The organism is Acinetobacter sp. FDAARGOS_724 (assembly GCF_013364475.1).
Lineage (GTDB): Bacteria > Pseudomonadota > Gammaproteobacteria > Pseudomonadales > Moraxellaceae > Acinetobacter > Acinetobacter variabilis.
The window spans coordinates 1599433-1612271 of record NZ_CP054908.1; the positions used below are offsets into that span (position 1 = coordinate 1599433).

Genomic DNA, 12839 nt, shown 5'->3' on the forward strand with positions numbered 1-12839 from the left:
GGAGAAGAGGAATTTAGGGGGATTCAAAGATTCAAAACAAAAAATCCCCTCACTCGAGGGGATTTTTCATATTCGATACGAATGGATTCTTCCCCCTTTATCAAAGGTGAGAAGCATCGCTTCGCAAGGAGGGGGATTAAACCACAGAATCATCCAAATTCGGTGCTAACCAACGTTTCGCTTCATCCAAGGTCCAACCTTTACGCTTCGCATAATCTTCTAACTGATCGCCAGAGATTTTACCTACATTAAAGTATTCAGTTTCAGGGTTTGCATAATAGAAACCGCTGACAGATGAAGGTGGCCACATTGCAAAGCTCGAAGTCAGGTAAGTACCCATCTTCTCTGTCGTACCTAACCAGTCAAACAATGGCGCTTTTTCAGAATGTTCAGGACAAGCAGGGTAGCCCGGTGCAGGACGAATACCGACATACTTTTCTTTAATCAAATCTTCATTTGAAAGCTGTTCATCTGCTTGATAGCCCCAGAACTCTTTACGAATACGTTCGTGTAAATGCTCTGCAAATGCTTCTGCAAAACGGTCACCCAAGGCCTGAACCATAATCGCGTTATAGTCATCGCCTTTGGCTTTATATTCCTGAGACAGCTCTTCCGCACCGAAGATCGAAACGGTAAAGCCGCCAAGGTAATCCTGAGCTACATCTTTCGGTGCAATAAAGTCAGCCAAAGAGTAATTCGCTTTACCAGTGACTTTGTCAGACTGCTGACGTAAGTGCTCGAAGGTATGCGTTACATTGCCAGCTTCATCAGTCACAGCAACCGTATCTGAACCGGTACGATTTGCAGGGTAGATGCTGAACGTTGCACGCGCATCGAAACGTTTATTGTCGATAATATCTTTCAACATTGCTTGTGCTTGTGCATACAGATCACGTGCTGCTTCACCAACGACTTCATCTTCAAGGATTTTCGGGAATTTGCCTGCAAGACTCCATGAGATAAAGAACGGCGTCCAGTCAAAGTATTCCACCAAGGTTTCTAATGGATAGTTGGTGAACGTCTGTGAACCAATGAAGTTTGGCTTAAATGGTGCATTCTGGTCGAAGTCGATTTTGAAACCATTTTCAACCGATTCAGCATAAGACAGCTTCGCAGCTTTTGGCTGTTTGTTGGCAAGACGGGTACGGATTTTTTCATAATCCGCTGCATAGTCTGCTGCCAGTTTTGGCTTCATTTCCGCAGATAGCAGTTGAGTTGCCACACCTACAGCACGAGATGCATCAGCTGTGTAGTACACGCCATCATTCTGGTATTGAGGGGCAATTTTCACAGCAGTATGTGCTTTAGAAGTCGTCGCGCCACCAATCATCAATGGAATGTTAAAGCCTTTACGCTGCATTTCTTTGGCAACAAACACCATCTCGTCTAGTGAAGGGGTGATCAGGCCAGACAAACCAATGATGTCAACTTTTTCATCAATCGCAGTTTGTAGAATTTTTTCACATGGCACCATGACACCAAGATCGACCACGTCATAACCGTTACAGCCCAGTACCACGCCAACGATATTCTTACCGATGTCATGTACGTCGCCTTTTACGGTCGCCACCAGGATTTTACCTTTGGCTTCGCCTTGAGTTTTTTCTGCTTCGATGTACGGGTTCAACCAAGCCACGGCCTGTTTCATCACACGTGCAGATTTCACCACCTGTGGCAGGAACATTTTACCGGCACCGAACAGGTCACCGACCACGTTCATACCGGCCATTAATGGGCCTTCGATCACATCGAGGGGACGAACGGCTTTCAGACGAGCTTCTTCAGTATCCTGGTCAATATAAGTGGTAATACCTTTGACCAGTGCATATTCAAGACGTTTTTCAACCGGTTCATTACGCCATTCAAGACTTTCTTCAGCTTTTTGTGCACCACCTTGACCACGATATTTTTCAGCAATTTCCAGCAATTTTTCAGTTGCTTCGTTACCGCTTTCACCCTGGTTACGGTTCAGGATGACATCTTCAACGGCTGCTTTCAGTTCTTTGTCGATGTCATCATAAATCGCAAGCTGGCCGGCATTCACGATCCCCATGGTCAAGCCTTTCTGGATCGCGTGATACAGAAACACTGCATGGATCGCTTCACGTACCGGCTCATTCCCACGGAAGGAGAAGGATACGTTTGAGATACCACCAGAGATCATCGCATTTGGCAGGTTCTGTTTGATCCAGCCAGTCGCTTCGATGAAATCAACTGCGTAGTTGTTATGTTCTTCAATACCGGTTGCTACCGCAAACACGTTTGGGTCAAAGATGATATCTTCAGACGGGAAGCCAACCTCATTCACCAGCACGTCATAAGAACGCTTACAGATTTCTTTTTTGCGTTCCGCAGTATCAGCCTGACCATTTTCATCAAATGCCATCACGATCACCGCAGCACCGTACTGACGGCAGAGGCGGGCACGTTCTACAAACTCGTCATAACCTTCTTTCAGGGAAATCGAGTTAACAACTGCTTTACCTTGGACGCATTTCAGACCAGCTTCAATGATTTCCCATTTAGATGAGTCAATCATGATTGGCACACGAGAGATATCAGGTTCAGATGCGACCAGATTCAGGAAGTGCACCATCGCACCTTCTGAATCCAACATGCCTTCATCCATGTTGATGTCGATGATCTGTGCACCGGCTTCAACCTGTTGACGCGCAACATCTAAAGCTTCGGCAAAGTTCTCTTCTTTGATCAGACGCAGGAATTTTTTCGAACCAGTGACGTTGGTACGTTCACCGACGTTAACGAACAATGAATCTTTAGTGATGTTAAATGGTTCCAAACCACTTAAACGGCATGCAGGCTCAATTTCTGGCACTTTACGCGGCGCAATACCTTCAACGGCTTGAGCAATCGCACGGATGTGATCTGGTGTCGTACCACAACAACCACCAGTGATGTTGATCAGACCACTTTCCGCAAATTCTTTAATGAAAGCTGCAGTTTCTTCTGGAGTTTCATCATAACCACCGAAAGCATTTGGTAAGCCGGCATTCGGATGTGCTGAAACAAAGGTATCAGCAACGTCAGATACAGTTTTTACGTGTGGACGCATGGCATCTGCACCTAGAGCACAGTTAAAACCAATCGAAATTGGTTCTGCATGACGCATCGAGTTCCAGAACGCTTCTGCAGTTTGACCAGTCAGGGTACGACCAGACGCATCGGTAATCGTACCGGAAATCATGATTGGCAATTCAGTGCCAAGTTCTTTAAACACTTCCTGCACTGCAAAGATCGCAGCTTTGGCATTTAAAGTATCGAACACAGTTTCGATCAGGATGATATCGACACCACCCTCAATCAAGGCCTTGGTTGATTCGATGTAATTCACTTTCAATTCGTCAAAAGTGATATTACGGAAGGCAGGGTCATTTACATTTGGAGAAATAGAAGTGGTTCGTGATGTCGGTCCAATCACACCTGCAACAAAACGTGGTTTTTCCGGCGTTGAATATTTTGCACAAGCTTCTTTAGCCAGACGCGCCGCTTCACGGTTGATCTCAGGAACCAGATCTTCCATGTGATAGTCAGACATTGAAACACGGGTACCATTAAAGGTATTGGTTTCAATAATATCGGCACCAGCTTCAAGATATGCTTCATGAATGCCTTGAATAATCTGAGGCTGAGTCAGCACAAGTAAGTCGTTATTGCCTTTAAGGTCGTATGCCCAATCAGCAAAACGCTCACCACGATAATCGGCTTCTTCCAATTTATGGCGTTGGATCATGGTACCCATCGCACCATCGATAATTAAAATTCTCTTGGCAAGAAGTTCTTTTAGGGTGGCAAGTGTGGACATTCAAACTTTCTCAGTAAGCATCAAAAACGGCAATAATCTTAACAGATTAGTGCGCAGTTTTCTGTAACGCTTATACAGAATGCTGGATATGCTTGATATGAAAATTTGATAAAGAAACTCAAGCCGGTATAGAAAGTTGAAAACAGATGGAAATCTGGAAATTAAAGTTCTTGATAAAAGCGTGCGACTGGAAAATAAAATGTAAGCAGCTTTCATCAGAGTGTCATATAACAAAGCTAATCTTTAATCAAATATGACAGGCTCGGAAATATGACAGCCGGGTAGGAATGATCAGATATATTGCAAAACATGAATAAAGCTGGGCGATTCAAGCGTTTTATTTTTAATAAATAATTGATTATATTTGTATATTTTTAAAATTTAGAGCATGTGGTTACAGGATAAACGGCAACGAGAAAGTCTAAAAAACTGGTTTATATGACAGCACTTTGTCATATAATTGTCACAATTTAATTGAACAATATGGGGATTCTTGAATCCTCTATTCCTGCTTGCATGAATTCTAATCAAACTCCCTTAGGTTCAGCACAACAGTCGCCTTCTGATAAGCCGGCCAATGTTCATGTGCCAACACCGAAATTTTTTATGCCGGTGTTTCTGACTCTAATTATCTCCACGCTGATCTATATCGGCTTCCAATTGACCTCAGATTTAGCTCATATTCCACCGATCGGTCTGTATTCAATGATTCTTTTAGGCACGGCGTTATTCATTGCGCTGGGCTTTGAATTCGTCAACGGTTTCCACGACACGGCCAATGCGGTTGCCACCGTGATTTATACCAATGCATTATCTGCACCGGTTGCAGTCATGTGGGCAGGTTTCTGTAATTTCCTTGGGGTAATGGTGGCCAGTGGTGCTGTTGCATACGGAATCATTGCATTATTGCCTGTCGAACTGATCATGAATGTCGGCACAGGTGCCGGTTTTGCCATGGTCTTTGCCATGCTGATCGCTGCGATTCTCTGGAATCTGGGCACCTGGTTTCTTGGCATTCCTGCTTCCAGTTCACATACCCTGATCGGTTCGATTCTGGGTGTAGGCATCATGAACTACCTGCTAAATTCAGGTGGTGGTGCTTCCGGTGTGGATATGGAGCAGGTGCTGAAAGTCGGTAAAGCATTGCTGTTCTCACCTTTGATCGGTTTTGCTTTTGCTGGAGTGCTATTTCTGCTGGTGAAAAAGATCTTCAGAAAGCAGCTTGAACTGTTCAAGCCACCTGAAGGGAACAAGCCACCGCCACCGCTGATTCGTGCCATTCTGATCTTTACCTGTACAGGTGTAAGCTTCGCGCACGGTTCAAACGATGGTCAAAAAGGTATGGGTCTGATCATGCTGATCCTGATCGGCTGTGTACCTTTGGCATATTCACTGAACAAAAATCTGGATGCAGCTCATATCCAGTCTTTTGGCCAGTTGTCTGCGCAAACGGCTGATGCGATTTATCCGCAGCATGAAGATATTCCGGATGAGAAGGCTCGTGCCATCATTACCACATACATTCAAACTAAAGAATTGAATGCTGAGGTTGTTCCTGCACTGGCAAGCTTGACGGATCACTTGGGTGATAAAGTCGGTAGCTACAGCAATATTAAAGATGTCCCAGAAACGCAAGTTTCAGAATTCCGTAATGATATGTACCTGAGCACCACAGCGTTTAAACGTCTGGATAAAGCAGAAGCTTTACCGGCAATGAGCGAGGCTCAGGAAAAAACCGTCGACGAATACCGTGACAATCTGGATTCATTCCTGCAATACATTCCGACCTGGGTAAAAGTCGCAACAGCCTTGGCACTTGGTCTGGGAACGATGGTCGGCTGGAAACGAATTGTCGTGACGGTTGGTGAACGGATCGGTAAAGAACATATGACTTATGGTCAGGGCATGTCTGCTGAGTTGGTTGCCATGTCTACAATTGCAGCTGCTGATGGCTTTGGTATGCCGGTTTCTACTACTCACGTTCTGAACTCTGCGGTTGCAGGTACCATGGTGGCGAATAAGTCTGGCTTGAACTTCAAAATGGTGAAATCGATTCTGTCTGCTTGGGTATTCACCTTGCCAGCAACGATCTGTTTATCAGGTGGTTTGTACTGGATTCTATTGAAAGTGTTCTAAGAAATTCGATGTAAAAAACGCTGCTTAGGCAGCGTTTTTTTATGGGTGCTAGAAAAGTTTTAGCCTTAAGAAATAGCGATTTTCTTTCTGAAAATAAGAGACTTTTTATTATCTCATGGCTTTTAGAAATATAAGGGATGATGCTCCCTCTCCCTATGGGATGAGTAGCATTGCTGCGCAAGGGGGTGAGGGTAATCAGAAGGGTAAAAGTACTTTCAATAGAGAGATTAATAGCTAATTTCAACTAAATGTAAAAAATGAGTATTTCTTAGCCTTACTTTTGAAAGATGAGAAGTGCACTTCGCAAGGTAACAAAACTCTTTTGTTAGGCTGATGATACTTCCTGAGTATCTTTACAAGCACTGCTTGTGAAAGATACGCAAGACAGCCTAACGGCGACATCCATGTCGCCTGACCAATAAAATTGATTTCATCTTTATTTCAGAAAAAATTACTTCTTCAACTTACCCAACAATCCCTTCGGCAGTTTATCCGTTGCAAAACCATAAAGCGCGGCAAATGGTAGAGCAGTACGTGCCAGATAAGCCACACGCCATAAACCGCCATGATTTGCGCCTGACATCATCAATTCAAGTGGGTGATTGAGTTGTACATCAGGATTTGCAACAGACTCAGAGTTGCGTAAGTCATGAATCCACAGGGCTGCCATAATCGCATTAGTGGTTTCAGGTGCAAACGCTTCTACATCAAACAGGCTGGCACCATTAAACGCAGCTTTCAGCAGTGGATTCTTGGTCACTGAATAAGTCGTTGTTGAAGGAGCGATATTGATGCTCACTTGCTGCCCGCTGGCACGAGCCAATGTTGCACGCCATTGCTGGATGCGTTTAGCCAGTGCATAGTTTGGACCTTGCTCAACGACCAGACAGTCGCAAACACCATAGGACTTGTCGCCAACCTTAAACAGATCCTGCTTATTTTTCTGGAAAAAATGCTTGCGTGAAATCAGTGAAATGCCTTTGGTTAAAGTACTTTCCAGTTTCGATAACTGCTGGTATTTGCTTTGTGAAGCCTGAATCACTTCTTCTGGAACTGCATATACATCCGTCGGGGTGCACATATACATCAGGCTGGTATTGGCTTTCTGCTCACTGACATATTTCATAATGGCATCCATTGCCATAGAAACACGGACGTGCTTTTCACCGTCCAGATAAGCAATTGCCGCGAGATCCAGATCCTGTTTGAACTGAATCAGCCATTGGGCAATTTCAGGAATCTGGGTGAGCAGGTTAGCCCCTAGTTTTTCTTTTAAAACTTCCAGTGAAGTATCAGTTGGCAGCGCTTCAACTGATGGTGCATATAAAGTGGCGTTGCCTTGACTAACCGTATCTAAAATCTTGCCCCACACCCGGGTATTCGGTAGATCGATCGCGACGATATTGGCTTTCCATTTCGACAGCCAGATCAATGGACCTGCTTCAGAAGCGGCACCTAATAGAACAGTGGTACGATCGGATAGGTCAAACCATTCCGGATGGGCAATACATTCACGTAGCACATTGGCATGACTAGGTTCGACGATACCACGATTTTCCCAAGACTGGATTTGATCCAGTAATGCTTGTCCTTGCAGCTTTTTGCCATGGTAAGGCACATACCATTCTGGAGCTTTTTCAGACTGGCCTTTCAGCTGGAAAGTATTCAGGTTCTGCGCAGGCAGAGACATCACATCTTTTAGTAGATGCTTCTGGCCATCACGATAAAACTCAAAGCTAGCATGTGCGGTTTCCAGACCTTGCTTGGCAATACTCAATGCTGCACCCGCAGAGCGTAATCCACCTTCAACCAGATGTTTAAAGTGTAGTGGATATTGCTTACGCCAGTTCTTTTCTTGTTGTGCTGCAGTAGCATGTACAGGATCGACTGCGCCTAAGGCTTCAGAAATAATGTTACGGCCGATTTTCGATGTGCTTGGTTTTTGTTGTGAAGCAGAAATGGGAAATTGAAGACCGTCTAGGGAAGTGGACATGCAAAATATCTCGCGACTTACAGCAATTAATATACAGATGTATACATTATCGCTGCTAAGTTGCTTCTTGGGTTGGCATTAAATTCCAGTCTTGAGCGTTAATTTATTACGAGATGTTTCAAGGAAAAAGGAAGCTCGAAACTTCCTTTTTAGTAATGGATTAAAAATTAATTCGCTGTGCCTTTGATCAGTTCTTTCAACATGAAAGCGGTATTGTCCAAACCCGCACCAGTGATATACCAAGCATCAGCATTCACATAGATCACTTTTTTCTCTGCCAAGGCTTTGGCATTTTTTAGGGCAGGGTGTTTCTGAATATTATCCTGAGCGGTGTATTTCTGGGTATTCACTGCACCACGATCCAGGACAATGATGTAATCCGGATTCTTCTCAACGGCTGTTGTAATACGCTGAACATTTTTCTCCGCTGCTTTCAATGCTTCCGGAGAGCCTACTTCTGGACGGGGTGCATTTGACTGTTCAGAGGGGTCCAATACCGGTTTAAAACCTGCTAATTCATAAACAAAGCCAAAACGGTCATTTTCTGCATGTGGCATAAAATTTTCACCGACTGCAAACAGCATCAGTGCAGTTTTGCCTTCAGTCTGCTTTTTCAGTTGTTGCTGCAGCGTTGCGATTTTACTAAGCTTTTCAGTAGCAATGTTCTCTTTACCAAATGCACGTGCCAAGACATGGGCACGTTCCGTCAGATCGGCAATATATTGGCTAGTATCTGGAGAAAGATCTAAAGTCGGAGCAATACCTTTAACAGCCTCTGCTTTAGAAGCCGAACGGCCACCGACAATAATCAGGTCAGGTTTAGCAGTTTTTAGTACATTGAGATCCGGTTCGAACAGTGAACCAGCTTTGGTGAATTTGCCCTGCTGGTATTTGCTTAAATTGCCTGCAAAGCTTGCTGCAGGCACCAGCTGAGCTTCAAGCCCTAGTGCATTCAAGATATCCAGTGCAGATAGGTCATATACTGCGATCTTTTTCGGAGCTTTTTTAAGTTGAATATTTTGGTCTTTATAGTCGAAAGTGACCTGTGCAGAAACTGTAAAAGAAGTTGTCAGTCCTAATATTGTGGCAAGTGCTAAAGTCTTAAATTTCATGTTTATTCCTTTAAATTCGCGACAAGATTAGCATAATTTATAGAAATGAAAATCATTTACATATGTGAATAATTAAAAAAGGGATAATGGCTATCCCTTAATCATTCAAAACTTTAGAAGGGAATTTGAGTCAGTTTATTCAGGAAATGCGGAATAAGTCGTGGTTCCAGAATAATCGTCATCACCACACCATAAGCCGCACCCCACAGATGGGCACTGTGATTGATATTGCTGTTGCCGCGTTTGCCCGACCAGATACTATAGGCCACATATAAAACAGCAAAAATAATCGCAGGGACTGGAATAAAGAACACGAAAATCAGCTTCCATGGTTCAAACAGAATATAAGCGAACAGAACCGCGGATACTGCACCGGAAGCACCCAAGCTGGCCCAGCGCGCATCATTTTTATGTTTCAGATAACTTGGCAAAATCGCTGCAACCAGACCACCAAGATAAAACAGAATAAAGCCCAGATCATATAAATACTGGCGATAAAAACTTTCAATAATGCTGCCAAAAAAGAACAGCGTGATCATATTGAACAGTAAATGCGTGCCATCTGCATGGATAAAACCATGGGTAATGAAACGGTCATATTGACCACGTTGCATCGCAGGCGGCCAGAAAATCAGACGATTCATTACCGTTTCTTTTGAAAAAGCAATAAAAGAAACAATACAGGTGATCAGAATAATAGTGACGGTATGATTAAAAGGTAAATCAAGCATATAAGTAATTCTGGTTCTATCTATTTGACAATGATCATGCCATTAAAACAAATCTAAAGTGCGACTTTTATAATAAATCCGACAATTTTGGTTGAATTTTTATAATTACCCCGCATCTTCAGTTAAAATAGCAGCTTCAGCTTGAGGAAATTATTGTTATGTCGACTGAGAACAGCAACACTCCGGTTGCAGAAGAAATTCCAAATCTTTTGATTACACCGACAGCACAAGAGTATTTAAAGGATCTATTGGACAAACAGAATACACCAGGTATTGGCGTACGTGTGTTTGTAGAAAATCCGGGTACACCGCGCGCTGAATGTTGCATGGCTTATAGTGCACCTGATGAGGTTGTACCTACAGACTATAAGCAGGAATATCCAGATTTTCCGGCCTATATAGACTCTCCGTCAATTCCATACTTGCTAGATGCAGTTATTGACTACAATAAAGACCGTTTTGGTGGTCAGCTGACTTTCCGTGCACCAAATTCTAAAGTGCCACGTGTGGGTCCTGATGCCTCTGTAGAAGAACGTATTACTTATGTGCTTCAGTCAGAAATTAACCCAGGTCTGGCAGGTCATGGTGGTAACTGTGCACTGGTTGAAGTGGTTGAAGATCCTGAGCATGGCTTAACTGCGGTTCTTAAATTCGGTGGTGGTTGCCAAGGCTGTTCAGCAATTGATGTGACTTTAAAACAAGGCGTTGAAACAACCTTGAAACAGCACATTCCTGAGTTGGCACGTGTCGTTGACCAGACTGACCATACCCAAGCTGAAGGTGCTTATTTCAAATAAGTTTCTAATAAAATTTAGCTTGTAAGAAATACCTCGAATGATCGGGGTATTTTTTTATTTGTATTTGATAGTGATAATAATTATCAATATTGATTGTATTTGTAATTAATTTTGTTACAATGCGTCACAATTCCAGCAATATTTCTTCATAAATCAACTTTTGGGGCACCTTCGAATATGAGTAAGCTGTTTATGAAATCAACTTTGGCCTTTGCAGTGCTTTCAGCATTAGCTGTTTCAGTACAAGCACAAGACCAGGTAACTGAAGAACAAAAAGCAGCATTACAGACTGAAGCTACTAAATTGCAGACCATTGTGGTAACCACAGCGGGCGGTTTTGAACAAAATATTGCAGATGCACCTGCTTCTATTTCAGTCATTACCGCGGAAGAATTACAAAAAAAATCATATACAGATGTAATTGATGCTGTAAAAAATATGCCAGGTGTTTCTGTACAAGGCGGTGGCAATAATAAAGAGATTACAATCCGAGGTATGGGTGCAACCTACACGAAATACCTTGTTGATGGCAGACCAATTAGTGCCGGTAGAGCAGTGAATGGTAATGGTACAGATGGTGGGAAAATTGGTGCATATTTACCACCAATTGACATGATTGAACGGATCGAAGTCGTACGTGGTCCAATGTCATCACTTTATGGTTCAGATGCTATGGGGGGGGTAATTAACATTATTACTAAAAAAGCGTCTGCTAGTAATTGGCATGGAAGTATTTCTCCTGAATATACGAAGTCTGATAATGATTATGCAAATGATAGTTATGGCGTCAGCATGTATGTCACAGGCCCATTAATTCAAGATAAATTATCTTTAAGTATAGATGGTAACTTCCAGGGGAATGACGAAAGTGACTTTGTCGGTGGAGAAGGGCAAAAATCTGGTTCAAGTGAGTCTGAGAAGAAAGTTAGAAAGCTCGGTACTGAACTGGTTTGGAATGTCGATGAACATAACGATATTGGTTTGAGATATGATTTTACAGGGCAGCAGTACACCACAACACTGGGTAAAAGTGTGGATGTTGCCACTCAAGCCTCTATCAATGAAAATGAGAAAAATCTATATACCTTAACGCATAAAGCACGTTACGATAATTTTACCCTTGATTCATACTATCAAGATGAAACAACTAAAAAAGTTTATAGTGGTGCCGTTGCTGACGAAAAAAATGAAGAATTAAAAGTCTTTAATACACAAGGCTCATTCTTTTTGGGTAACCATGCATTAACAGTGGGTGGTCAATATCAAAAAGAAAAAATCACTGATACCACAAATGGTCTAGCCGATATTACTGGGGTCACTTCACTCGACCGTTGGTTATTTGCTTTATATGCAGAAAATGAGTGGAGCATTACCGATGATTTCGCTTTAACTGTGGGCGCCCGCTACAATAAAGATGAATACTTTGGTGGTGAAATTACACCGCGTGTCTATGGTGTTTATCATTTAACAGATGCTATAACTTTGAAAGGTGGTGTAAGTACAGGCTATAAGCAAGCAACGATTAGCCAAATTTCAGAAGGTTTTGGTAGCAGAACAGGAAAAGGCAGTGCTGTCATCATTGGTAACCCTGATTTGTCTCCAGAAAAAAGCACGAGCTATGAATTCGGATTTAACTATTCGGCTCCTGAACTTGGCTTAACAAGCAGTTTAATGGTCTTTAAATCTGATTTTAAAGATAAAATTGTTGAAGATCGTTTATGTGACACGCCAGGGACAACAAATAGTTCTCCTGTAGAAGAATGGAAATGTTCGGCAAATGGCAAGCCATATCGATTTGTTAGCCAAATGAAAAACGTTTCCGATGCAGAAATGAAAGGTGCTGAATTCACATTAGACTATGATGTACTGGATAATCTTCACGCGAGTACAAGTTATACTTATACAAAAACTGAGCAAAAAAGTGGCGAATTTAAAGGCCAGCCTTTGAATAAAATGCCAAAACATATGCTGAATGTCGGTCTGAATTATGATGTTTCAGATACCTGGACGACCTGGCTGGACTATAATTACCGTGGCAAAACCAGTGATTATTTAAGCCGTACTTCTATGGATAATGGGACACCGGGATATGGTACTTTTGATGCCGGTGCAGTCTTTAAAGCGACAGATAACTTAAGTTTGACTGCTGGTATTTATAACATTGCCAATAAAGAAATTACCAATGGCGATTATGACATTGTACTTGATGGTCGTAGATACACCGTGGGTATGAATATCAAATTCTAA

General features: G+C 42.6%; 7 protein-coding genes. 3 read left to right on the forward strand and 4 right to left on the reverse strand.

The window, feature by feature from the left end; all coding sequences use genetic code 11:
• Positions 1 to 136 precede the first annotated feature (136 nt).
• Positions 137 to 3823: a methionine synthase gene (gene metH / locus FOC32_RS08850; protein WP_175967033.1), complete on the reverse strand. Its 3687-nt coding sequence runs from the start codon at positions 3821 to 3823 to the stop codon at positions 137 to 139.
• A 516-nt stretch (positions 3824 to 4339) separates the two neighbouring features.
• Here metH and FOC32_RS08855 point away from each other — a divergent pair.
• The gene (locus FOC32_RS08855; RefSeq protein WP_104426473.1) at positions 4340 to 5959 is read left to right on the forward strand and encodes an inorganic phosphate transporter; all 1620 of its coding nucleotides are present in this window, start codon (positions 4340 to 4342) and stop codon (positions 5957 to 5959) included.
• A gap of 451 nt (positions 5960 to 6410) precedes the next feature.
• Here FOC32_RS08855 and FOC32_RS08860 read toward each other — a convergent pair whose 3' ends face one another.
• The 3 genes from FOC32_RS08860 to FOC32_RS08870 form a co-directional block, all read right to left on the reverse strand.
• On the reverse strand, positions 6411 to 7952 hold the full coding sequence (locus FOC32_RS08860; protein WP_175967035.1) for a hypothetical protein: 1542 nt from the start codon (positions 7950 to 7952) through the stop codon (positions 6411 to 6413).
• Positions 7953 to 8119: 167 nt separating this feature from the next.
• Complete coding sequence (locus tag FOC32_RS08865; protein WP_175967037.1) at positions 8120 to 9064, reverse strand: ABC transporter substrate-binding protein; 945 nt, start codon at positions 9062 to 9064, stop codon at positions 8120 to 8122.
• Positions 9065 to 9177: 113 nt separating this feature from the next.
• Positions 9178 to 9795 (reverse strand): rhomboid family intramembrane serine protease, encoded by a 618-nt coding sequence (locus tag FOC32_RS08870; RefSeq protein WP_004783040.1) that lies wholly within the window; start codon positions 9793 to 9795, stop codon positions 9178 to 9180.
• A gap of 158 nt (positions 9796 to 9953) precedes the next feature.
• Between FOC32_RS08870 and nfuA the strand changes: the two genes are divergently transcribed.
• Together nfuA and FOC32_RS08880 are read left to right on the forward strand one after the other, a co-directional pair.
• Positions 9954 to 10592 (forward strand): Fe-S biogenesis protein NfuA, encoded by a 639-nt coding sequence (gene nfuA / locus FOC32_RS08875; protein WP_004783039.1) that lies wholly within the window; start codon positions 9954 to 9956, stop codon positions 10590 to 10592.
• Positions 10593 to 10769: 177 nt separating this feature from the next.
• Positions 10770 to 12839 (forward strand): TonB-dependent receptor domain-containing protein, encoded by a 2070-nt coding sequence (locus FOC32_RS08880; RefSeq protein ID WP_175967039.1) that lies wholly within the window; start codon positions 10770 to 10772, stop codon positions 12837 to 12839.

Bases quoted from the DNA above. Each gene is read 5' to 3' on its own strand.
- metH (WP_175967033.1), bottom strand. From the start codon at position 3,823: ATGTCCACACTTGCCACCCTAAAAGAACTTCTTGCCAAGAGAATTTTA.
- FOC32_RS08855 (WP_104426473.1), top strand. From the start codon at position 4,340: ATGAATTCTAATCAAACTCCCTTAGGTTCAGCACAACAGTCGCCTTCT.
- FOC32_RS08860 (WP_175967035.1), bottom strand. From the start codon at position 7,952: ATGTCCACTTCCCTAGACGGTCTTCAATTTCCCATTTCTGCTTCACAA.
- FOC32_RS08865 (WP_175967037.1), bottom strand. From the start codon at position 9,064: ATGAAATTTAAGACTTTAGCACTTGCCACAATATTAGGACTGACAACT.
- FOC32_RS08870 (WP_004783040.1), bottom strand. From the start codon at position 9,795: ATGCTTGATTTACCTTTTAATCATACCGTCACTATTATTCTGATCACC.
- nfuA (WP_004783039.1), top strand. From the start codon at position 9,954: ATGTCGACTGAGAACAGCAACACTCCGGTTGCAGAAGAAATTCCAAAT.
- FOC32_RS08880 (WP_175967039.1), top strand. From the start codon at position 10,770: ATGAGTAAGCTGTTTATGAAATCAACTTTGGCCTTTGCAGTGCTTTCA.